At 62.6% G+C, this 22,397-nt stretch carries 24 protein-coding genes and 1 riboswitch; of the genes, 14 read left to right on the forward strand and 10 right to left on the reverse strand.

The window, feature by feature from the left end:
* Positions 1–64 precede the first annotated feature (64 nt).
* Genes HX805_RS27455 through HX805_RS27465 form a run of 3 tightly spaced genes read right to left on the reverse strand, consistent with a single transcriptional unit; the run spans position 65 to position 2,246 of the window.
* Positions 65–991, reverse strand: a complete 927-nt coding sequence (locus tag HX805_RS27455; protein WP_008431412.1) for a DUF4880 domain-containing protein — start codon at positions 989–991, stop codon at positions 65–67.
* 38 nt (positions 992–1,029) lie between these two features.
* Positions 1,030–1,575 (reverse strand): RNA polymerase sigma factor, encoded by a 546-nt coding sequence (locus tag HX805_RS27460; protein ID WP_102605758.1) that lies wholly within the window; start codon positions 1,573–1,575, stop codon positions 1,030–1,032.
* A complete protein-coding gene (locus HX805_RS27465; protein WP_177010051.1) occupies positions 1,572–2,246 on the reverse strand; it encodes a secretin and TonB N-terminal domain-containing protein in 675 nt (224 codons plus the stop codon). The genes HX805_RS27460 and HX805_RS27465 overlap by 4 nt, the downstream gene beginning before the upstream one ends.
* A 162-nt stretch (positions 2,247–2,408) precedes the next feature.
* Here HX805_RS27465 and HX805_RS27470 point away from each other — a divergent pair, with 162 nt between their 5' ends.
* The 9 genes from HX805_RS27470 (at position 2,409) to mntP (ending at position 10,750) form a co-directional block, all read left to right on the forward strand.
* The gene (locus HX805_RS27470; RefSeq protein WP_177117481.1) at positions 2,409–2,720 is read left to right on the forward strand and encodes a hypothetical protein; all 312 of its coding nucleotides are present in this window, start codon (positions 2,409–2,411) and stop codon (positions 2,718–2,720) included.
* A gap of 136 nt (positions 2,721–2,856) precedes the next feature.
* The gene (locus HX805_RS27475; protein ID WP_032898755.1) at positions 2,857–3,711 is read left to right on the forward strand and encodes a MurR/RpiR family transcriptional regulator; all 855 of its coding nucleotides are present in this window, start codon (positions 2,857–2,859) and stop codon (positions 3,709–3,711) included.
* A 21-nt stretch (positions 3,712–3,732) separates the two neighbouring features.
* Entirely contained in the window at positions 3,733–4,275 is a 543-nt protein-coding gene (gene ddpX, locus HX805_RS27480) for a D-alanyl-D-alanine dipeptidase (RefSeq protein WP_177117482.1), read from the forward strand.
* A 118-nt stretch (positions 4,276–4,393) separates the two neighbouring features.
* Complete coding sequence (locus HX805_RS27485; RefSeq protein ID WP_008431417.1) at positions 4,394–5,944, forward strand: ABC transporter substrate-binding protein; 1,551 nt, start codon at positions 4,394–4,396, stop codon at positions 5,942–5,944.
* A gap of 167 nt (positions 5,945–6,111) precedes the next feature.
* A complete protein-coding gene (locus HX805_RS27490; RefSeq protein ID WP_008431420.1) occupies positions 6,112–7,128 on the forward strand; it encodes an ABC transporter permease in 1,017 nt (338 codons plus the stop codon).
* Between the two features lie 19 nt (positions 7,129–7,147).
* A complete protein-coding gene (ddpC, locus tag HX805_RS27495) occupies positions 7,148–8,029 on the forward strand; it encodes a D,D-dipeptide ABC transporter permease (protein WP_371317087.1) in 882 nt (293 codons plus the stop codon).
* Positions 8,026–9,021, forward strand: coding sequence for an ABC transporter ATP-binding protein (locus HX805_RS27500; RefSeq protein WP_032898749.1), 996 nt, complete (start codon positions 8,026–8,028; stop codon positions 9,019–9,021). Before ddpC ends, HX805_RS27500 begins: the two co-directional genes overlap by 4 nt.
* Complete coding sequence (locus HX805_RS27505; RefSeq protein ID WP_003220120.1) at positions 9,018–9,968, forward strand: oligopeptide/dipeptide ABC transporter ATP-binding protein; 951 nt, start codon at positions 9,018–9,020, stop codon at positions 9,966–9,968. Before HX805_RS27500 ends, HX805_RS27505 begins: the two co-directional genes overlap by 4 nt.
* 41 nt (positions 9,969–10,009) lie before the next feature.
* Positions 10,010–10,176: riboswitch (yybP-ykoY riboswitch) on the forward strand.
* Positions 10,177–10,186: 10 nt separating this feature from the next.
* Entirely contained in the window at positions 10,187–10,750 is a 564-nt protein-coding gene (gene mntP, locus HX805_RS27510) for a manganese efflux pump MntP (RefSeq protein ID WP_177020851.1), read from the forward strand.
* Between the two features lie 161 nt (positions 10,751–10,911).
* Here mntP and HX805_RS27515 read toward each other — a convergent pair whose 3' ends face one another.
* Positions 10,912–11,979, reverse strand: a complete 1,068-nt coding sequence (locus HX805_RS27515) for an NAD(P)-dependent alcohol dehydrogenase (RefSeq protein ID WP_003220118.1) — start codon at positions 11,977–11,979, stop codon at positions 10,912–10,914.
* A gap of 142 nt (positions 11,980–12,121) precedes the next feature.
* Here HX805_RS27515 and HX805_RS27520 point away from each other — a divergent pair, with 142 nt between their 5' ends.
* Complete coding sequence (locus HX805_RS27520) at positions 12,122–12,940, forward strand: alpha/beta fold hydrolase (protein WP_003220116.1); 819 nt, start codon at positions 12,122–12,124, stop codon at positions 12,938–12,940.
* 69 nt (positions 12,941–13,009) lie between these two features.
* Here the strand turns inward: HX805_RS27520 and HX805_RS27525 are convergent, their stop codons facing one another.
* Positions 13,010–13,885 carry a LysR family transcriptional regulator gene (locus HX805_RS27525; RefSeq protein ID WP_008431428.1) on the reverse strand — a complete coding sequence of 292 codons (876 nt, stop codon included), beginning with the start codon at positions 13,883–13,885 and terminating at the stop codon, positions 13,010–13,012.
* Positions 13,886–14,061: 176 nt separating this feature from the next.
* On the opposite strand from HX805_RS27525, the gene HX805_RS27530 reads away from it, so the two are divergent.
* Positions 14,062–15,060: an NAD(P)H-quinone oxidoreductase gene (locus HX805_RS27530; protein ID WP_177029382.1), complete on the forward strand. Its 999-nt coding sequence runs from the start codon at positions 14,062–14,064 to the stop codon at positions 15,058–15,060.
* A 64-nt stretch (positions 15,061–15,124) separates the two neighbouring features.
* Positions 15,125–15,730 (forward strand): glutathione S-transferase, encoded by a 606-nt coding sequence (locus HX805_RS27535; protein ID WP_177010059.1) that lies wholly within the window; start codon positions 15,125–15,127, stop codon positions 15,728–15,730.
* A 7-nt stretch (positions 15,731–15,737) separates the two neighbouring features.
* Here HX805_RS27535 and HX805_RS27540 read toward each other — a convergent pair whose 3' ends face one another.
* Positions 15,738–16,862: an alkene reductase gene (locus tag HX805_RS27540; RefSeq protein ID WP_177029381.1), complete on the reverse strand. Its 1,125-nt coding sequence runs from the start codon at positions 16,860–16,862 to the stop codon at positions 15,738–15,740.
* Between the two features lie 98 nt (positions 16,863–16,960).
* Positions 16,961–17,638 carry a type 1 glutamine amidotransferase domain-containing protein gene (locus tag HX805_RS27545; RefSeq protein WP_177029380.1) on the reverse strand — a complete coding sequence of 226 codons (678 nt, stop codon included), beginning with the start codon at positions 17,636–17,638 and terminating at the stop codon, positions 16,961–16,963.
* A 167-nt stretch (positions 17,639–17,805) separates the two neighbouring features.
* Between HX805_RS27545 and HX805_RS27550 the strand changes: the two genes are divergently transcribed.
* The gene (locus HX805_RS27550; RefSeq protein ID WP_177117483.1) at positions 17,806–18,762 is read left to right on the forward strand and encodes a GlxA family transcriptional regulator; all 957 of its coding nucleotides are present in this window, start codon (positions 17,806–17,808) and stop codon (positions 18,760–18,762) included.
* Positions 18,763–18,766: 4 nt separating this feature from the next.
* Here HX805_RS27550 and HX805_RS27555 read toward each other — a convergent pair whose 3' ends face one another.
* Positions 18,767–19,273, reverse strand: a complete 507-nt coding sequence (locus HX805_RS27555; RefSeq protein WP_032898758.1) for a GNAT family N-acetyltransferase — start codon at positions 19,271–19,273, stop codon at positions 18,767–18,769.
* Between the two features lie 189 nt (positions 19,274–19,462).
* Between HX805_RS27555 and HX805_RS27560 the strand changes: the two genes are divergently transcribed.
* Positions 19,463–20,335, forward strand: a complete 873-nt coding sequence (locus HX805_RS27560) for an undecaprenyl-diphosphate phosphatase (protein WP_177023365.1) — start codon at positions 19,463–19,465, stop codon at positions 20,333–20,335.
* Here HX805_RS27560 and HX805_RS27565 read toward each other — a convergent pair.
* Entirely contained in the window at positions 20,332–21,288 is a 957-nt protein-coding gene (locus HX805_RS27565) for a Dyp-type peroxidase (protein ID WP_177117484.1), read from the reverse strand. The two genes, HX805_RS27560 and HX805_RS27565, sit on opposite strands and share 4 nt — an antisense overlap.
* Positions 21,289–21,345: 57 nt before the next feature.
* Positions 21,346–22,263, reverse strand: a complete 918-nt coding sequence (locus HX805_RS27570; RefSeq protein WP_177010062.1) for an ADP-ribosylglycohydrolase family protein — start codon at positions 22,261–22,263, stop codon at positions 21,346–21,348.
* Positions 22,264–22,397 lie beyond the last annotated feature (134 nt).

Consider the following 22,397-nt stretch of genomic DNA (forward strand, 5'->3'; position numbering starts at 1 on the left):
GGGAGGCCGCTGTGCTTTTGATTTTGAAGCAGCCGTTACCTAACTAACGGATATGCACACCGATCTAACTCAACAAAACTACACCGCCAGGCAACTCCGTACACTTGGCCCCATACGCATCGCGAATCAAAAGCGCCACCCCCGCCAACTGATGCAGACTAAACCGCGCCTGCACCCGCCGCTTGCCCAACTGCGCATTCATCAGCAGCAACATCCCCGGCCGATAGCGATTGATCTCATCCACCACCGTCGCCAGCGTCGCATTATCAAACACCAGCACCTGCTCCCGCCAAGCCACCACAGCCTGCACGTCCACCGCCACCGGCTCACCCACACCGCTGGCGTCATAAGTCAGCTGCCGCCCACCCTCAAGCCGAACCGTACGCCCCCCAACACCCACCAACAGCGCCCCATCAATACACGTCACACACACACTGTGATCCGTATTGCGCACATTGAACCGCGCCCGAGCCGCACTCAACCACCCTCCACCCGCCTGAACCTGAAGCGGCATCGCAGCATCGGCCAGCACCTCGACCTCCCCCTCCAACAACTCAATCCCACCCTCACGCCGGCTGATCCGCGTCTGCGTATTGAGCTCCAGCCGAACCCCATCACCCAACTCCACCCGCCGCTGCTCCCCGACCTCGGTGCGGTAATCCGCCGTCAACCCGGCAAACCCACCCGGCACCGTCACCCGCACCATCAACACCGCCGCCGACGCCGCAATCGCCCCGCCCAAAAACGCCCGCCGCCCAAAATGCCGCGGCCGGGAAAACTGCTCGGCGGCGGGAGCCAATTGCTGCCACAACACCTTGGCCTGCTCGAACGCCCGGGCATGCTCCGGGCTCTGGGCGCACCACTGGCGCAACGCCTTGGCATCAGCAACGGTGGCCCGGCCCGACGTCAGCAGCACCAGCCAGTCACGCGCTTCATCGTGCAGGGGGCTGTCGGGCGCAGCACGGGCAGCGGAGAGGTTAAAAATGTTCAAGCGCGCAGGTACTCAACGGATTATCAGGGACTCAATCACTAAGACGGTTTTCCGGCCCCGGGACCGAACCGCTGGATCACTTTTCTTTCAAGGCGCTGTGCACAGTGGCCCAGCCCGGCCTTGATTTCCTTTTCGACCATGCGCGTGGAAATCCCGAAACGCCTGGAGATCTCCAGGTGTGGCGCCTCTTCCAGACGTGCAGCGATAAGGATCTGGCGCCGCCGCGCCGGCAGTTCGTAGAGGGCCTTGAGCAAGGACTGGATTTCCCGCTGGCCACCCACCACCCGCGACGGGTCCTGGGCTTCATCGACGGTCTGCAGCAGCTCTTCGACTTCGCTGCCGGTCAACAGTCGCGCATCCGCCTGGCGTCGGTCAGCGGCGATGTTCAGCGCCATTCGATACAGGTAGGCATTGGGTTGCGCCAAGTTCGGCGGTACGTCCATGCGGTCGACCCGCAGGTAGGTCTCGTGCAGCACGTCGTTGGCCAGGTCCTCGGACCCGAGGCGCTTGCGCAGGCGTACCTTGAAGTCCTCGTAGGACGCCAGGAACAGGCTGACCATCATGCTGTGGCCGGTATCTTTCATGCCCCGGAAACTCCTTCCCCTGCTGTGCATTCCATGCGTGTTCCTGTTGAATCGGGCATCAAAAGTAAGGTCACCGGCAAGCGCAGCGAACTGGGCGCCGGGCGTTCGACCCGGGTGGCGCCCAGGCCGCGTACCAGCGCTTCGTCACGCTGCAGGTCACCGGTGGAGCTGACCAGGCGGCTGTGTTCGATCACCCCGTCACCGTTGACCCACACCTGCACCAGCGCCCGGAAACTGCCGGGGCGGGTCAGCGGCGAACGGCACAAACTGCGTTCGATCGCCTGCTGCAAGGCCGCGGCATAGCTGTTGTTGATCCGTGCTGCATGCCCTGCCTTCAGCCCCCGCGTCGTGGCCGGCTGGCTGACCTCGGGGACTTGCAGGGTGAACGCATCGCTGCGGGCATAACGCGCCATCAGGCCACTCCCTGTCAGCAGCAGGCCCAGGGCTTGCTGCGCACTGTAGCGGCCATGCACGCCGATGGAGCGCCGGCCCCGGGTCAACTCGCGGTCCACCAGCACCGCCATGCCGGTGGCATGGCTGAACGCCTGCAGGGCGCTATCCAGGTTCTGCGCGGGCAGGTCCAGGGTCACTTCGGCGCGCACGGCCTGCGCCAGCCCCAACAGCAGAGCCAGGCAGCAGCCCGCGCGCCTCCAAGCCCCCCTGCTCAGCATCGCAACACGTCCGACATAGCCTACAAAACCGTCATCCTGAGGCCAGTTTATGAACCTGATGTTACGGTGCCAGCAAAAAAAACATCACGGTGACGGGCAGCCCGCTGCACTACACTTTTGAGCCATACCGGCCCATTTCCCAGGGCTCGCCAGGAGGCACCGATGAACCTGTTACCGACCCTCGCCAGCCTGTTGCTGTGTGCTGCCCTGCCGCTGATGGCCCACGCCGAAGGAACGCCGAATGGCTGCACAGAGGTGAACGTGGATGGCTACAAGGCACCGGACTATGGCTGCCTGAGCCAGCAGATGGGCAACCACCCGGACGCCGCCAAGGCCACGCAAAAGAACCAGCAGGCGCAACAGGTGCCCATCGACAAACGCAAGCCGAACCAGATCGGGCTCTCTACACCCGCAGCGACCAGTGTGCGCATGGGCAATACGTTCGGTACTTCGGTGAAACCCCAGAGGCCTTGATCGCCGCTTGTCCCCCCCTGCCCGCCCAGTGCAAAAAAAGCCATTGTGTTATCGCGATTGCCGATGTTATGTTTCTAACAGACATCAAAATCATGAAACATGAGTAACATCAATGACCGGCCTGCGCGAAAACGTCATGGATAAAAACAGCTTCCAGCGCACGCTGGAACAGCAGTTCCCGACGCTGACGCCCACCGGCAAGCGCATCGCGACCTACCTGCTGGGCAACCTGCAACAGCTGCCGTTCGAAACCGCCGACAGCATCGCCCAGCAAGCCGGCACCACCGGGATTTCAGTGGGGCGTTTCTTGCGAACCCTGGGTTATCGCAACCTCGATGACGTCAAGCAAGGCCTGCGCGGCGACCCGCAAGCCTCCTGGCTGATCACCGACCGCCTGGGCGCGTTTCGCCAGGAGAACGATCAGGAAGACGCCCTCGACCGTTCCCTCAACCGCGAGATCGAAGCCATCCAGCATGTGTACGGCCTGGCCCGCAGCCAGGGTTTCGCCGACATCGTGCAGCACATCGTGGACGCCGACGCCGTGTTCATCCTCGGTATCCAGTCCACCCGGGGCATCCTCAATGCGTTCCACAGTCACCTGGAATACATTCGCCCCAAGGTCTATTACGTCGATGGCCTGTCGGGGATCTACGCCGAGACCCTGAACTCCGGCTTTGAAAAACCCTACGCCATTACAGCGGACTTCCGCGCCTATTCCAGCATCACGCCCACGTTCTGCGAGACCGCGAACGCCCAGGGTCTACCCTTGGCGCTGATCACTGACTTGCAATGCCCCTGGGCCCGGGACTACGACCTGGACCTGCTGCAATTGAAAACCGATGTCGGCCAGTTCTGGGACTCCATGGCGCCCCTGACGTGCCTGTTCAACCTGATGGTGTCTGCCGTCGCTGACCGCTACGGCGAGCGACTGGATGCACGCCTGGCAAAAAACCGCGCCCTGCAACAGGCCTTCGGCCAGTTCGAATCCTGACCCTGGAAAGGAAATCTTTGAGTGAAAACCAGCCCATTGGTAGAAATCGCCCCACCGGAATACCCGGTACAGGTCGACCTGATCTACGCCAGTGCCGACAACCTGGCAGGCACCGTGATCTACCGCAATGCCCGCTGCCTGCTGCACGCCGAAGCGGCGGCCTGCCTGCGCAAGGCGAGCCTGTTGGCACGCCAGGCCGGCATGACGTTGCTGATCTACGACGCCTATCGCCCGGCCTACGCCCAGCAACTGTTGTGGCAGGCCCTGCCCAACCCGGACTACGTGCGCGACCCGCGCCTGGGCTCGCACCACACCCGCGGCGTGGCCGTCGACCTGACACTGATTGATGAACACGGCACCCCCCTGGACATGGGCACGGCGTTTGATGCCATGGAGCCCAGGTCCCACCAGTTCTACCCCGACCTGCCGCCGCAGGTGCAGCGCAACCGCCTGCTGTTGCTGGGCATCATGCTCGGCGCCGGCTTCAAGGCGATTGCCACCGAGTGGTGGCATTACGAATTGCCGAATGCCGAACTTTTCCCATTAATTGAGGAGTCACACTGATCACAAGGACCGTACCATCACAATAATGAGCAGCACCCTTTAGCTCCAACTGCCCGGTTATAGATTTCATAAAAATAAACCAACCCGCTTTTTCCTCTAAATAATCAAGGAAACCGGCATGACCCCAAGCAACCGCAAGACCCTCGCACTCTCCCTGCTGTGCGCCGCCCTGAGCCTGGGCGCGTGGCAATCGGCAAGTGCCGCCGCCCCCAAAGACACCCTGATGATCGGCAAGGCCGCCGACCCGCAAACCCTCGACCCGGCCGTGACCATCGACAATAACGATTGGGCGGTGACGTACCCGGCGTACCAGAAGCTGGTGGCCTACAAAGTCGAAAACGGCAAGGGCAGCACCGAGGTCAAGGGCGACCTGGCCGACAGCTGGACCACCTCGGCCGACGGGCTGGTGTGGGATTTCAAACTCAAGCCCGGCAACAAGTTCGATGATGGCGCCGAGGTCGACGCCAATGCGGTGAAGTTCTCCTTCGACCGCGTGATGCAGCTCAAGCAAGGCCCGTCGGGCGCGTTCCCGGATGACATGAAAGTCACCGTGGTCGACCCGCTCACCGTGCGCTTCACCCTGGCCAAGCCCTACGCGCCCTTCCTTTACACCCTCGCCCACAACGGCGCCGGCATCATCAACCCGGACGTGGTGAAACAGGGCGACGTCAACGCCTACCTCTCCACCCACACCGCCGGCTCCGGCGCCTTTCGCCTGAGCAACTGGCAGAAAGGCCAGAGCCTGACCCTGGAACCCAACACCTACTACGCCGGCACCAAGCCCGCGCTGAACAAGGTGGTGATCAAGATCATCAGCGAAGCCTCGGTACGCCGCCTGCAACTGGAACGCGGTGACCTGGACATCGCCGAAGACATGCCCCAGGACCAGCTCACCAACCTGGCCAAAAAGAAAGACGTGGTGATCAAGGAGTTCCCGTCGCTGCGGGTGACCTACCTGTACCTGAACAACCAGAAAGCCCCGCTGAACAACCAGAATGCGCGCCAGGCGATCGTTGATGCGGTGGACTACAAAGGCATTGTCGACGGCATCCTCAAGGGCCAGGCCAAGTTGATGAACGGGCCGATTCCTGCCGGCATGTGGGCCAATGACCCGAGCCTGCCCTTGATGAAACAGGACCTGGACAGCGCGGGCGCGAACCTGAAGAAACTCCCGGAAAAAATCACCAACCTGAATTACATGTACTCCGACAAGGACCCGGACTGGGAATCCATCGGCCTGACCCTGCAAGCCAGCCTGGCGCCGCTGGGGATCAACCTGAAGATGGAAAAACTGGCCAACGCCACCATGCGCGAGCGCCTGGGCAAGGGTGACTTCGACGTGTCCATCGGCTCGTGGGCGCCGGACTTCTCCGATCCCTACATGTACATGAACTTCTGGTTCGACTCCTCCCTGCAAGGCCTGCCGGGCAACCGTTCGTTCTACAGCAACCCGGTGGTGGACAAGCTGATTCGTGATGCGGCGGCCAACAACGACACGGCCAAGCGCACCGAGCTGTATCAGGAAGCCCAGAAGATCGTGCTCAAGGACAGCGTGTACGCCTACCTCTATCAGAAGAACTACACCCTGCCGATGCGTGATTCGGTGAAGGGTTATGTGTTCCATCCGATGCTGGAGCAGGTGTTCAACGTGGCTGAGATCAGTAAGTAACACGCGATCAAATGTGGGAGCGGGCTTGCTCGCGAAAGCGGTGTATCAGTTACCCGATGTATGACTGACCCACCGTATTCGCGAGCAAGCCCGCTCCCACACTGGACCTGCTGTGTTTTCCAGGCTGTATTCCTGATCCAAATGTCTCGCGTTACCGAGGAGCCCTCATGGCCTTCCTGAATATGTTGCGCAAACGCCTGTTCGGCCTGATTTTGGTCGTCGTCGGCGTTTCGCTGATTACCTTTTGCATCTCCCACCTGATCCCGGGTGACCCGGCGCGCCTGATTGCCGGCGACCGGGCCAGCGACGCCATTGTCGAGAACATCCGCCATCAACTGGGCCTCGACCTGCCGCTGTACCAGCAATACGGCCGCTACATGAGCGACCTGCTGCACGGCGACCTCGGCACCTCGATCCGCACCAGCCGCCCGGTGCTGGAAGACCTGAAAGCGTTCTTCCCCGCGACCCTCGAACTGGCAGTCGCCGCCCTGCTGCTCTCGGTACTGGTGGGCGTACCGCTGGGGGTGCTGTCAGCGGTGTATCACAACCGCGCCATCGACCAGATCGCCCGAACGCTGGCGGTTACCGGCATTTCCACGCCGGCCTTCTGGCTCGGCCTGGGCCTGATCGTGTTGTTCTACGGCCAGCTCGGCTGGCTGCCCGGCAGCGGGCGGCTGGATGAAGGCCTCGAACCACCGCGCACCATCACCGGGTTCTACCTGATCGACTCGCTGCTGGCCGGCGATATCCCACTGTTCCTGAATGCCCTGGAACACCTGATCCTGCCCGCCGTCACCCTGGGTTTCGTCAACCTCGGCGTAGTCGCCCGGCAGATTCGTTCGGCGATGCTCGACCAGTTGGGCGAGGACTACATCCGTACCGCCCGCGCCTACGGCCTGTCGCGCTGGGCGGTGATCCTGCGCCACGCCTTGCCCAACGCGTTGATCCCGTCGATCACCGTGCTCGGCCTGACCCTCGGCGACCTGCTGTATGGCGCGGTGCTGACCGAAACCGTGTTCGCCTGGCCGGGCATGGGTGCCTATGTGGTGAAGTCGATCCAGTCCCTGGATTTCCCGGCGGTGATGGGCTTCGCGATCCTGGTGTCGTTTATTTATGTACTGCTGAACATGCTGATCGACCTGCTCTACCGGGTGGTCGACCCGCGCATCGGCGAGGTGAATTGAGATGACTGCTCCCCTGACCATGCCCGTACCGGTGCCCCTGGAACAGCGCCCCACCTGGCGTGCGCGAATGGAGTACCTGGGCTATCAAATACGCCGCAGCCCGCTGACCATCGCCGGCCTGACCATCACCTTGATCGTGCTGATCTGCATGGCCTTCGCCCCCTGGTTGGCGAGCCATGACCCCAATGCCTTGAACCTGACCCAACGCCTGGCCGAACCCTCCGCCGAACATTGGTTCGGCACCGATGAAGTCGGCCGCGACCTGTTCAGCCGGGTGCTGTACGGCAGCCGCCAGTCGGTGGGCGTGGGCCTGTTCGTGGCGTTTTCGTCCTGCCTGGTGGGCGGGCTGCTGGGCTGCCTGTCGGGGATCATCGGCGGGCGTTTCGACAGCCTGATCATGCGCCTGATGGACATCATGCTGTCGGTGCCGTCCCTGGTGCTGATCATGGCCCTGGCCGCCGCACTGGGCCCGAGCCTGTTCAATGCGATGCTGGCAATCACCGTGGTGCGCATCCCGTTCTACGTGCGCCTGGCCCGGGGCCAGGCCCTGAGCATTCGGCAGATGGGCTACGTCAAGGCATCCCAGACCTTCGGCGCCGGGCGCTGGCACATCGTGTCGTGGCACGTGGGCCGCAATGCGATGCCGCCGTTGCTGGTGCAACTGAGCCTGGACATCGGCAGCGCGATCCTGATGGCCTCGGCCCTGGGTTTCATCGGCCTGGGTGCACAGCAGCCCACCGCCGAATGGGGCGCGATGGTTGCCACCGGGCGCAATTTCATTCTCGACAACTGGTGGTACTCGACCTTTCCGGGGCTGGCGATCCTGGTCACCGCGACCGGCTTCAACCTGCTGGGTGACGGTGTTCGTGACCTGCTCGACCCACGGCAACAGGGGAAATGACCATGTCCAGTCCGGCAGTGCTTGCCATCGACAACCTGAGCCTGGAATTCCCGGCTTACCGCAACAACGTCCAGGCACTCAACGGCGTGTCGTTGCACGTCAACCCCGGCGAAGTCGTCGGCGTAGTGGGTGAATCCGGCTCCGGCAAATCCGTGACCGCGATGCTCAGCCTGCGCCTGCTGCCGGAACGCAGTTACCGGATCACCGCCGGCAGCTTGCAGATGCTCGGCCGCGACATGCTCGGTGCCAGCGAGAAGGAGCTGCTGCAGATTCGCGGGCGTGACGCGGCGATGATCTTCCAGGAGCCGATGACCGCGCTGAACCCGACCCGGCGCATTGGCCGGCAGATGCTCGATGTGATCATCCACCACCAGCGCCTGAGCAAGGCCGCCGCCCGTGCCAAGGCCATCGCCCTGCTGCGGGACATGCACATCGCCGACCCCGAGCAAGTGCTCGACAGCTACCCCTTCGAACTCTCCGGCGGCATGCGCCAGCGGGTGATGATCGCCTTGGCGTTTTCCTGCGACCCTCAGTTGCTGATCGCCGACGAGCCCACCACTGCCCTCGACGTCACCGTGCAACGCCAGGTGCTGTTGCTGCTGCGGGAAAAAGCCCGGGAACGCGGCACCGCGATCCTGCTGATCACCCACGACATGGCTGTGGTCTCGCAGTTCTGCGACCGGGTGTATGTGATGTACACCGGCGCCGTGGTGGAAGAAGGCCCCACCGCCCAGGTGATGAGCGACCCGCGCCATCCCTACACCCAAGGGCTACTCAGCGGCTTACCGGAACAGGTGAAACCCGGCGACGACCTGCTGACCATCCCCGGCCAGGTGCCCAACCTTGCCGCCCTGCCCTCAGGCTGCACCTTTCGCGAACGCTGCCCCCAGGCCATGAGCCAATGCATCGAGCGCCCGCGCCTGGACCTGATCAACCCTGCCGGCACCCGCAAAAGTGCGTGCTGGCTGACTGCCGGGGAGTCGGTGCAATGACCGTGTCTCAAGATTCACTGCTGGCTTTGCGGGATGTACGGGTCAAGTTCCCGGTAAAAACCGACTGGCTGGGCCGCCCGCGCGGTTATGCCCACGCCCTCAACGGCATCGACTTGCAGGTGCGCCGTGGGGAAACCCTGGGGATTGTCGGCGAGTCCGGCTGTGGTAAAAGCACCCTCGCCCAATTGCTGATGGGCCTGGTCAAGCCCAGTGACGGTGAAGTGGACTGGGTCTACGAAAGTGCCCGGGAACGCCACCGGCATGTGCAGATCGTATTCCAGGACCCGCAATCGTCCCTCGACCCGCGCCTGCCCATCTGGAAAATCATCACCGAGCCGCTGTTCGCCCTAGGCGACACGCCCAAGAGTGAAATGCGCACCATCGCCGCCAAGGTCGCCGCGCAGGTAGGCATTCGTGCCGAATACCTGGACCGTTACCCGCACCAGTTTTCCGGTGGCCAGCGCCAACGCATCGCCATCGCCCGCGCGCTGGCGTCCAACCCGAGCATCCTGGTGCTGGACGAGCCGACCTCGGCCCTGGATATCTCGGTGCAGGCGCAAATCCTCAACCTGCTGGCCGAGCTGCAACGGCGGCTGGGGCTGACCTACATCCTGATCTCCCACAACGTTTCGGTGGTGCGGCACATGGCCGACCGGGTGGCGGTGATGTACCTGGGGCAGATCGTGGAACTGGGGTGTGCCGAGCAAGTGCTGGAGCAGCCGAAGCATCCGTATACCCAGCTGTTGCTGGAGGCGGTGCCCAAGCTGGGGGTGGCGCTGGACGATGCGTATGTCAGTGCACCGACAGAGCTGCCGGGGAACCGGGTGTTGCCGGGTGGGTGTTTCTTTCTCGACCGCTGCCCGAGGCGTACACAAGGCTGTGAGCGGCCGCAGCGGTTGACGGGTGGGATGAGTCAGCAGGTGCGCTGTCACCTGGAACATCCGTGAGGCGTCCTTAACAAAATTTTCATGATTGCGCGGCTATGATCCGCCACCTCGTTGGGGAGTAGCCTGCTTCGGATTCTCGAAGCGTTCGTATCAACATTCTCGGCAACATGCCGTGGTGCGAACACCATTTTGGTTGGTGAGACCAGCGACACATCCATGCCTGAAGTCGGGCGTGTGGTTGTGTCGTTGACTCATACAGCCCGACTGGAAGCCTTACCGTGAACCCCATTTCCCTGATTCTTCTCGCCCTTGCCATGTCCACGGACGCCTTTGCGGCGGCCATTGGCAAAGGTTCCAGCCTGCACAAACCACGCCTGACCGAAGCCCTGCGGGCCGGGCTGATCTTTGGTGTGATTGAAGCGATCACGCCGATCATCGGCTGGGCTATCGGCCAGGCCGCCACTCGCTGGGTGCAAAACTGGGACCACTGGATCGCCTTTACCCTGCTGGTAGCCCTGGGCCTGCACATGATCTACAACGGCTTGAAGGCCGATGATCCAGAGGAAGAGAAACCGAGCCAGCACTCGTTCATGATTCTTGCCGTGACCGCGTTTGCCACCAGCATTGATGCCCTGGCGGTCGGCGTGGGCCTGGCGTTTGTCGACGTGAATATCCTGGTGGCCGCTGCGGCGATCGGCTTGGCGACGATGACCATGGTAACCATCGGCATGATGCTTGGCCGGGTGTTGGGGACTGTGGTCGGCAAGCGCGCCGAGATGGTTGGCGGCGTGGTGTTGATGCTGGTGGGTGCGACGATTTTGTATGAGCACCTGTCGGCCTAGAAACCGGCGAAGATCAAAATGTGGGAGCGGGCTTGTGTGGGAGCGGGCTTGCTCGCGAAAGCGGTGGTTCATCTGGCAGATACAGCGACTGACACACCGCCTTCGCGAGCAAGCCCGCTCCCACACAAGCTCGCCCCCCACAGGGGATCTGCAGCGATCAATCAGGCCGCGTGTTTTTCTTTCTTCAGGCTCTCGATGTCGATCACGAACCGATACTTCACATCCCCCTTGAGCATGCGCTCGTAGGCGTCATTGATGCCCTGGATGTCGATCATCTCGATGTCCGAGACAATCCCGTGCCTGGCGCAGAAATCCAGCATGTCCTGGGTTTCCTGGATGCCACCGATCAACGACCCGGCCAGGCTGCGACGCTTGAAGATCAGGTTGAACACGGTCGGTGACGGGTGCGGGCTATCCGGGGCGCCCACCAGGGTCATGGTGCCGTCGCGCTTGAGCAGGTTGAGGAAGGCGTCGAGATTGTGGGACGCGGCCACGGTGTTGAGGATGAAGTCCAGGGAGTTGGCAACCTTGGCCATTTCGTCCGCGTTCTTCGACACCACCACTTCATCGGCCCCCAGGCGCAGGCCGTCTTCGCGCTTGTTCGGCGAGGTGGTGAACAGCACCACGTAGGCGCCCATGGCATGAGCGATTTTCACCGCCATATGGCCCAGGCCACCGAGGCCGACAACGCCGACGCGCTTGCCCGGCCCGACGTTCCAGTGGTGCAGCGGTGAGTAGGTGGTGATGCCTGCACACAGCAGCGGCGCGACCGCCGCCAGGTTGCTCTCGTCGTGGGAGATCCGCAGGACGAACTTCTCCTTGACCACGATATTGTCCGAGTAGCCGCCGAAGGTGTTTTCGCCGCCAAAAGCCGGGCCGTTGTAGGTGCCGGTGAAGCCGTTTTCGCAATACTGCTCCTCGCCCTCGGCGCAGGATTCGCAGTGCTGGCAGCTGTCGACCATGCAGCCGACACCGGCCAAATCGCCCACCTTGAACTTGCTGACATTGGCGCCCACGGCGGTCACTCGGCCAACGATTTCATGGCCCGGTACCGACGGGTACAGGGTGTTTTTCCATTCGTTGCGTACGGTGTGCAGGTCCGAGTGGCAGACGCCGCAATAGAGGATGTCGATCTGCACATCATCGGCCCCGGGGGCGCGACGTTCGAACGTGAAGGGTTTGAGGGAATCCTTGGAGTCACGAGCGGCGTAGCTGTAAGTCTTGGCCATTTCGTTCACCTGTTTGTTCAGACGGTAGAAGTCAGTTGACCAGCATAGACGCTGAACCGTTCAACCGAGCACAGGCATACAAGTCCCTCGTCCGATTCTGCGCCTATAGTATTGGCTGCCCTCTCACCCAAGGAGTTTTGCCATGAGCACTCTACGCACACAAGACGGTACCGAGCTCTACTACAAGGACTGGGGCACCGGCAAACCGGTGCTGTTCAGCCACGGCTGGCCGCTGGATGCCGATATGTGGGAATACCAGATGGAGTACCTGAGCAGCCGCGGCTACCGCACCATCGCGTTCGACCGCCGTGGTTTTGGCCGCTCGGACCAGCCCTGGACCGGTAACGACTACGACACCTTTGCCGACGATATCGCCCAGTTGATCAACCATCTGGATCTGCAGGACGTGACCCTGGTGGGCTTCTCCATGGGCGGCGGCGATGTCAGCCGCTATATCGCCCGCCATGGCAGCGCGCGCGTGGCCGGGCTGGTGTTGCTGGGGGCGGTGACGCCGCTGTTCGGGCAAAAGCCGGATTACCCGCAAGGTGTCGAGATGGCAGCGTTTGACGGGTTCAAGGCCGCGTTGCTGAAGGATCGCGCGCAGTTCCTGGCAGACTTCAATACGCCGTTCTATGGCATCAACAAGGGCCAACAGGTCTCCAGCGGTGTATTGACTCAAACACTGAACATCGCCCTGCTCGCCTCGCTCAAGGCGACGGTGGATTGCGTCACCGCGTTCTCGGAAACCGACTTCCGCCCGGACATGGCCAGGATCGACGTGCCGACCCTGGTTATCCACGGTGATGGCGACCAGATCGTGCCGTTCGAAACTACCGGCAAGGTCGCCGCGCAGATGATCAAAGGCGCGCAGTTGAAGGTGTACAAGGATGCCCCCCATGGTTTTGCGGTGACCCACCAGCAAGCCTTGAACGAAGATCTGCTGGCCTTCCTGCAACGCTGAGCCGATTGCGTTCTCCTGCGACGACTTATTTCTGGCCGGGCTGACACCCGGCCTTTTCAGGCAGTCGTACTATTCCCCGGTGCCGGCAAACCCCGCGACGATCTCGTCGATCACCACCCGCACCCGCGCGGTGTGCCGCAGGTCGGCATGGGTCACCAGCCACACATCGTAGGGCAACGGCCGCGTACGGTCCGGCCACAGCCGCACCAGGCCGTCGCGTTCGCCGGAAACTATCGGAACCTCACCGATACCGATCCCTGCGGCGATGGAGCGGCGAACCAACAGGCTTGAACTCAAGGCCGCAACAATACGCCCGCGTCCCAGCGGCTCGCTGACCAGGGTCAGGTCCTTCTGGCTTTGCAGGTGCGGCTGGTACACCACCAGGTCGTGTCCTTCGAACAGGCTGCCCGGCTCGGGTGCGCCGTGCCGATCGATATACGCTTGCGAGGCAAACAGCCCCACCGGCCAGCGGGCGATGCGCCGGGCGATCAGGTCGGGGTTGTCCGGGCGGGTATTGCGCACCGCGATATCGGCTTCGCGTTTGGCCAGGTTAAGCAACTGGGTCGAAGCGTCCATCTGCACGCGCACGTCAGGGTGCGCATCGTGCAGCCGGGCAATGGCCGGGATCAGGAAGTCGATGGCCAGGGAATCGGTGGTGGTCACCCGTACGGTGCCGGTCAGGCGGTCGTCCAGGCCCAGGACCTGACGCTCCAGGTCAAGGGCCGAGCGCTCCATGTTCTCCACCGATTGCAACGCGGCTTCACCCACGGCGGTCAGCGCATAGCCTTCGGAGGTGCGCAGGAACAATGTTGCGTTCAGGGACTTTTCCAGGGCATTGACCCGTCGCCCCACGGTGGCCTGATCCACCCCCAGCACCCGCGCGGCCCCGCGCAGTGTGGACTCGCGGCACACCGCGAGGAACACCCGCGCATCGTCCCAATTCATAGCTTTCCCCCTCAATGCATTTTTGCATCAGCGTGACGTGTAATCGCAGCATTATTGCATCACTCATCACGGCTATGCTGGGCACCAGAGAAAACACCCAGGATCGCCAGCAGGCTGAACCGCTCGGTAACGGGCGCGGTCCCAACCCATACGTTCATTGCTACAGGTGCGCTCAAATGAATCTGCCCCACGAAATGACCCTGATCGAAATCACCAGCCCCGGCGGCCCCGAAGTCCTGCAACCACGCCAGGAGCCGGTCCCTGTCGTCGGCCCCGGCGAAGTGCTGATCCGCGTGCACGCCGCCGGCGTCAATCGCCCGGACGCCCTGCAACGCGCCGGCACGTATCCGATGAAACCCGGCATGAGCCCGATTCCCGGGCTGGAAGTGGCCGGTGTGGTGGTCGCGCTGGGCGAAGGCGTCAGCGAGTACGCGCTGGGCGACAAGGTGTGCGCCCTGACCAATGGCGGCGGTTATGCGCAGTACTGCGCAGTGCCCGCCAGCCAGACCTTGCCGGTTCCCGATGGCCTGGACTGGATTCAGGCGGCAGCGATCCCGGAAACCTTCTTCACCGTATGGGCCAACCTGTTCGGCATCGGCGGTGCGCATAAAGGCCAGCGCGTGTTGATCCATGGCGGCACCAGCGGCATCGGCACCACCGCGCTGATGCTCTGCCGCGAGTTCGGTATCGAAGCGTTCGCCACCGCCGGCAGCGTGGAAAAATGCGCCGCCATCCGCGAGCTGGGAGCCGAGCCGATCAACTACCGGGAACAGAATTTCGCCGAGGTCATCGCTGACAAGACCGCGGGCAAGGGTGTCAATGTGGTGCTCGACATCATGGGTGGCTCCTACCTGAACGACAACATCAGCGCCCTGGCCATGGAAGGTCGCCTGGTGATGCTGGGCTTCCTCGGCGGCGCACGCGCCAAAGACATCGACCTGCTGGCGATCCTCGGCAAACGCGCGATCGTTACCGGCTCGTTGTTGCGCTCACGCACCCGGGAAGAAAAAGCCGCGATTGCCGCACAACTGCGCGAACACGTGTGGCCGGTGCTGTCGGCCGGGCGTTGCCTGCCGATGATCGATGAGGTGTATGCCTATACCGACGCCGCGAAGGCCCATGCGCGCATGGAAGGTGGCGACCATATCGGCAAGATTGTGTTGCGGGTGGATTGATAAACATGCGGAAAAACGGTTTATAACGTCATCAGAACAAAACACTGCGGTTAATGGAGGCTTCATGAAACTGGTCGGCATGCTGGACTCGCCCTACGTGCGCCGCGTGGCCATTTCCCTGGAACTGTACGGCGTCGCGTTCGAACACCAGGCATTGTCGGTGTTCAGCACCTTCGATGAGTTTTCCGGGATCAACCCGGTAGTCAAGGCACCGACGCTGGTGCTCGACGACGGCACGGTGCTGATGGATTCCGGCTTGATCCTCGAGTACCTGGAAGCCCTGGCGCCGGCCGGCAGTCGATTGCTGCCCCCGTCAGCCCCAGCGCTTGCCAGGGATCTGCAAGTGATCGGCCTGGCGCTGGCAGCGTGCGAAAAGACCGTGCAGATCGTCTACGAACATCACCTGCGGCCCGCCGAAAAACTGCATCAGCCGTGGATCGACCGCGTGACCGGGCAACTGCTGGCGGCCTATGCGTTATTGGAGGCGCGGGTGGCCGAGCGCGACAGCGACGCGCCGCTGACCCAGGCGAGCCTGACGGTGGCGGTCGCCTGGTCCTTCACCCAGCTGAAGATAGCCGACGTCGTGAAGGCCGATGCGTTTCCCCACTTGCAACGCCACGCGGCCCTCGCCGAGCAGCACCCGGCATTCGGCAAATACCCGATCGAGTAGCCCGTGCCTACCCGGCATACACCGGATAATCGGTGAAGCCCACCTCGGTGCCGCCATACAGGCCGTCCGCGTTCAACGGGTTCAGCGGCCAACCGTTGAGCAGGCGTTGGGGCAAGTCGGGATTGGCAATGTACGGCCGGCCAAACGCGATCAGGTCTGCCAGCCCCGCCTCTACCAACCGCACGCCGCGCTCTGCGGTGTAGCGGCCGGCGTAGATGATCCGGCCGCTGAAGGTGTCACGCACCGCCTGGCGGAACGACTCGGGCAACTCGGGGGCATTGTCCCAGTCGGCCTCGGCAATCGACACGTAGGCGATGCCGGCCGCCTCAAGCACCTTGATCGCCTCGATGTAGGTGTGATGCGGGTCTTCCTCGACGAGGCCGATGTAGACCCGGTCCTGGTCAGTGCCGCTGAACAACGGCGCAAAGCGCACACCCAGGCGTTGCGGGCCGGCTACTTCGGCCACCGCCTCGACGATTTCCCGCAGGAACCGCAGGCGATTGTGCAGTGAGCCACCGTATTCATCGTCGCGCTGGTTGGAATGCGCCGAGATGAACTGGTTGACCAGGTAGCCGTTGGCCGAATGAATTTCCACGCCATCGAAGCCTGCGGCCAATGCATTTTTTGCAGCCTGGGCGTAAAGCCCCACCAACTCCTTGACCTCGACGGTAGCCAGGGCGCGCGGCTCGGGTGGCTGCACCAACTTACCGGTGCCGGGCCCGGTTGCAACGAATGCCTTGGCTTGCTGCGGCTGGATCGCCGACGGCGCGACGGGTGCTGCGCCGTCGGGCTGCAGTTCGTGATGGGACACGCGACCCACATGCCAAAGCTGGGCGAAGATCACGCCGCCTTCGGCATGCACGGCATCGGTCACGGTACGCCAGCCGTCAATCTGCTCCGGTGTGTAGATGCCCGGGGTCCAGGCATAGCCCTGGCCGCGAGGCTCGATCTGCGTGCCCTCGCTGACCATGAAGCCGGCGGTGGCGCGCTGGCGGTAATAAAGCGCCATCAAGTCCGTGGCGATATCACCGGGCTGGGCACTTCGCTGGCGGGTAAGCGGCGGCAGGACGATGCGGTTTTTCAGGGTGTGGTGCCCCAGTGTGATCGGGGTACCTAAAGCGCTGTTGCTCATGGGGGAAAGTTCCGGATTCAAATTTCAGACAAGCAGAAGCTGCCGGCTCCCGCTCAGGGGAGCCGCCAACAACGTACTTTTGGGGGGGATTCAGCGGGTTACGCGGTCAGCTTCAACAGCGATTTGGCAACGTCACTGGAACTGGCAGGATTCTGCCCGGTGACCAGCAGGCCATCTTCAATCACAAAGGACTGCCAATCGGCACCCTTCTCATACGTGCCGCCCAGTGCCTTGAAATCATCCTCGATCAGGAAAGGCACCACGTCGGTCAGGCCAACCGCCGCTTCTTCGGAGTTGGAGAAGCCGGTGACGCGTCGGCCCTTGACCAGCGGCTCGCCGTTGACCGCCTTGACGTGACGCAAGGCACCCGGGGCGTGGCACACAAAGCCAATCGGCTTGCCCGCACGCTCGAAGGCTTCGATCAGGGCGATGGAGGTTTTCGACTCTGCCAGGTCCCACAGCGGGCCGTGGCCGCCTGGGTAGAACACGGTGTCGAAGTCGCCGGCGTTGACCGACTCCAGCTTCACGGTGGTGGCCAGGGCCTGTTGCGCCGCCGGGTCAGCGGCGAAGCGGCGGGTCTGGTCGGTTTGCGAATCCGGCAGGTCGCTGACCGGGTCCAGGGGCGGCTGCCCACCGGCCGGCGAAGCCAGGGTCACGTCGGCCCCGGCGTCCTTGAACGCGTAGTAGGGAGCAGCAAATTCTTCGAGCCAGAACCCGGTCTTGCGGCCGGTGTTGCCAAGCTGGTCGTGAGAAGTCAAAACCATCAATACTTTCATGTGCCAGTGCCTCGGGGTGATGTGGGTTGGAATGGAATCAAGCTTAGGAGCCGGGCCAAAACCGCACAATGTCATGTCCGCAAGGATTCCGGACATTGCGCCAAGGCGGTTGCCGTTTCCCTGGCACACGCCGACAATCAACGCTCCGCGCCCCCTGGAGAGATGAGATGCACAGCATTGCGCTGATGGTGTACCCGAACTTTCAATCCTTGAGCCTCAGCCTGGGCTCGGTGTTCGAGTGCGCGAATCTGCTGCGTGGCGAGCAGGCGTATGAATTTCACCTGGTGTCGGAAAGTGGCGGCCCGATCATGACGTCCCAGGGCTTCTCGGTGAACAGCACGCCGATCCGGCCCGAGGGCTATGACACATTGATCGTCAGCGGTTACCTGGAGTTCCAACTGCCTGACGCCAGCCTGCCGAGGCTGGTCCAGGCGGCGTCCAAACAGTCGCGGCGGATTGCTTCGTTGTGCATGGGCATCTTCGTGCTGGCCGAGGCGGGATTGCTCGGAGGCAAGCGCGCCACCACCCACTGGCTGCACGCACCGGCCTTTGCCAAGCGCTACCCGCAGATTCGCCTGGAGGAAGACAAGCTGTTCGTGGTCGACGGCCAGATCTGGACCGGTGCCGGCATGAGCGCCGGGGTGGACCTGGCGCTGGCGATGGTGGAGAACGACCTGGGCAGCGACCTCGCCCGCCGCATCGCGCGCAAGCTGGTGATTGCCCAGCGCCGTGGCAGCGAACAGTCGCAGCTATCGGCGTTGCTGGAACTCGACCCCAAGTCCGACCGTGTGCAGCTGGCCCTGGCCTACGCCCGGGAGAACCTGACCCACGACCTTTCGGTCGAGGCCCTGGCGGCCGTGGCGCGGCTCAGCCCACGCCAGTTCAGCCGGGTGTTTCGCGAGGAGACCGGGCAAACCCCGGCCAAGGCCATCGAATCCCTGCGGGTGGAAGCCGCCCGGGCAATGATGGAAACCAGTCGGCACCCGGTGGAAGTGGTCGCCCGCGAGACCGGGTTCGGTGATCGCGAGCGCATGCGCCAGGCATTCCTGCGGGCGTTCGGCCAGCCGCCACAGGCGATGCAGGCGGCATTGTTCAGTGCAGGGGCTGGCGCCGCGTTCAGTTGATGGTTCAGTGCAACGCCGCGCGCGTCACCAGGAAACTCAGCAGGTTCGGCTCATCGTCCAGCTCGATGGCCTGCACCGGACGCGGCAGGTTATCCAACACCGTGCGCCAGAACGCCTGGCTCACTTCATCCTGATCATAGAAACGCACCAGCCAGTTCGCCTCGCCGCTGCTCAAGACCTGGGTGGCGATGGCGCGGCCAATGCCCTTGCGGCGGTAGCGTTTGAGGATGAACAGGTCCGCCAGTTCCAGCGCGTCGATCCCTGGGAGTTCGCTGCCTTCGATCAGCAGGAAACCGGCGATAAAGCCATCGACCAATAACAGGTTGGCGCTCCATTGCGGGTCTTCCCAGTAGCGGGCCAGGTGCTCCTCATGGATGTAGAAGCGACCGTCCACCTCGACATCTTCCTGTTCCCAGTCCGAGGACTCGTAGGCGTAGAACTGGTAAAGGTTGGCGATCAACGTGGCGTGTTCCGGGCCGGTCTCGATCAGTTCGACGGTGGTATCGGGGATTGCAGGCATGGGCATCTCGGCAAAAAAACAGGCCGCCATTGTCAACAAAGCCACCTGCAATGCCAATACACCGGCCAAGCTTTCTGCTTGCTGAACCGATCGCGCTTTTCTCGTGTCAACGACAAAATCGTTACAAAGTTAGACTAAACTCCGCGTCACTTCCCTCCCCTTGCTTTCAGGATAAGTACTTTGACAAACGTCTGCACCAGCGGCCTCGATGTCGGCTTTGCGTCCCTGGATTACCTGCAAATAGGCATCCTGGGCATCATTCAGGGCATCACCGAATTGTTGCCCGTGTCTTCCACCGCCCACATGCGCATCGTGCCCGCCCTGCTCGGCTGGCCGGATCCCGGCTCGGCGTTTTCCGCAGCCATGCAGTTGGCCGCCCTGGCAGCAGTGGTCAGTTACTTCTGGAAGGATGTACGCCAGGTCACGGTCGGCAGCATCACTGCGATGCGCCAGGGTGACTACAACAACCAGTGGTTCAAGCTGGCGGTGGCCATTGTGCTGGCGACGATTCCGATCGGGATTGCCGGGATAGCCTTGTCGTCGACCCTCAACTCCTGCAACTCGCCGCTGCGCGGGCTGATGGTGATCGGGATTTCCTGCCTGGTGATGGCGGTGCTGCTGGCGGCGGCTGAACTCAGCGCGAGGCATAAGCGCACGGTGGGCGAAATGCGCCTGCGGGATGCGCTGATTGTCGGCATTGCGCAGATCGGCGCGCTGATTCCAGGGGTTTCCCGCTCGGGCTCGACCCTGACCGCCGCACTGTTCCTCAACTTCAAGCGTGAAGAAGCGGCGCGGTTTTCGTTCCTGCTGGGCTTGCCGGCGATCGCCCTCGCGGGGCTGAAAGAGCTGTGGGTATTGTTCCACGCCGACCTGCCCGCCCACGCCTGGCCGCATTTGATCTTTGGCCTGGTGGTTGCCAGTGTGTCGGCGTTCTTCGCGATCTGGGGCCTGATGAAGTTCCTGGAGCGATTCTCCACCTGGCCGTTCGTGATCTACCGCGCGGTGCTCGGGGTTTTCCTGATTGTGGCGGTGAGCACCGGGTTGTTGGCCTAAGGCGCGCGGTCGGCCAGTTCTTCGAGCAAATCCGCAGACGGTATGAAGAACAGGCCGCCGGTGACCGCCGTGCTGAAGTCCAGCAGGCGGTCATAGTTGCCGACCGGTCGGCCGACAAACATGTTCTCCAGCATCAACTCCAAAGGCTCTGGCGAGCGCGCGTAGCCGATAAAGTACGTCCCGAATTCCCCCGCGCCCGGCCGGCCAAAGGGCATGTTGTCCCGCAGGATCTTCACTTCCTCGCCGTCCTTGGTGATGGTGGTCAGCGCACTGTGGGAGTTGCTCGGCTTGGTCGCATCGTCGAGCTCGATGTCCGACAGCTTGGTACGCCCGATCACCCGCTCCTGCGCCTCCACCGACAATTCATTCCAGGCCTGCATGTTGTGCAGGTACTTCTGCACCATTACATAGCTGCCGCCGCTGAACGCCGGATCCTCATCACCGACAATGGTGAAGCCCACCGCCTTGCGCCCGACCGGGTTCTCGGTGCCGTCGACAAAACCGATGATGCTGCGCATGTCGAAATAGCGGAAACCCTGGACCTCGTCCACCACCGTCACCGCATCCCCCAGCGCCGCCATCAACTGGGTGGCCAATTCGAAACACAGGTCCATCTGCTCGGCACGAATGTGCAGCAGGATATCCCCCGGCGTGGCCGGCGCCAGGCGCCCGGCCACGCCCACTTCCTTGAACGGATGCAACGCTGCTGGCCGCGGCCCCCCGAACAGCGCATCCCACGCCTTGGAGCCAAACCCTGCGACACACGTCAGGTTGCCCGCCGGTACACGCTTGCCGACCGAGCGCACCAGGCCGGCGATATCGGCGCACCAGCTGCGCACCGCCTCAGCCGAGTCACTGCCAGGCGCCAGGGTCGCGACCATGAAAATGGCGCTGCTGGTGATCGGGCTGCAGACGGATTGGGGGTCAAGGTTTTGATCGGATGGCGATGTCATTGAGAGGTCCACGGGTGGCGGTCGAGATTCAACGAGCGCAGATTAGCAGACACTGAGTTAAAGTGCGGCTGCCTGGAGTTGCGCCGCCTGATACAACGCGTCAGCAGTTTCTTGAATATCTTCACACTGCCACAACTTGCCCAACCACTCGGACGGAATGCCCTGCACGCCGTAATACGCGCCCGCCAACTGACCCACGATCGCTGCGGTAGTGTCGGCGTCATCCCCCAGGTTTGCGGCAGCCAACACAGCCTCGGCAAAGCTGTTGGTGTGATGAAAACACCATAGCGCCGCTTCAAGCGAAGCCACTGCGTAGCCAGAACCCACGATGTCACTGCGCGCCTTGTCGAGGTAGTGCCCATCAGCAATGTCCGCAACTTTGGATTCGCTCAACTCCAGGTAGCCGACCTGCAATACCTGCGGTTTCGAATCCCCCCGCAGCGCATTCGCAATACACTCAGCCAGCACGAGGCAACATTCAATCGCCTCCATCGCGCCATGGGTCGTGCGGGAACTGTCGACGGTAAACTCACGCAGGCGCTCGGCATCCGGAAAATAGAACAGCACCACCGGCGCCAGGCGCATCATCGACCCGTTACCCGCTGAGTAAGGATCGGTGGAGCCCGCGAACGGGTCACCGGTGTACTGATACTCCGCCAATGCCTCACGAACCGTCGTGCCAATATCGAAACATTCACCCGTCGAGCTAAGGTAGCCCCACTTCCACCAGTTCAGATAACGGCCCATCTGATCGGCAGCGTCAAAACCATTCTTGCGCAGCAGGCTTTCGGCCAGACAAAGCGCCATGGACGTGTCATCCGTCCACTGGCCCGGTAACAGTTGAAAGGGCCCACCACCAACCATATCGATGACAGGGGCAAACGACCCACGGCGCATGAACTCAACAGTAGTCCCTACTGCATCACCGCACGCCAGGCCAAGCAGGCTGCCGCGGTAACGCTCTGAAAGCATCATCAATCTCACTCCTTTGCACAATTAACACCCTGACAGGAGAACCATACCGTAGCTTTCCGTTCAATGGGTTGCTGTGCATTTCTATGGGAGATTTCCCACTCAGGCACTCCCCTACCCCTGCCTCCCGATGGTAG

The sequence above is a fragment of the Pseudomonas sp. G5001 genome, assembly GCF_013385475.1.
GTDB lineage: Bacteria > Pseudomonadota > Gammaproteobacteria > Pseudomonadales > Pseudomonadaceae > Aquipseudomonas.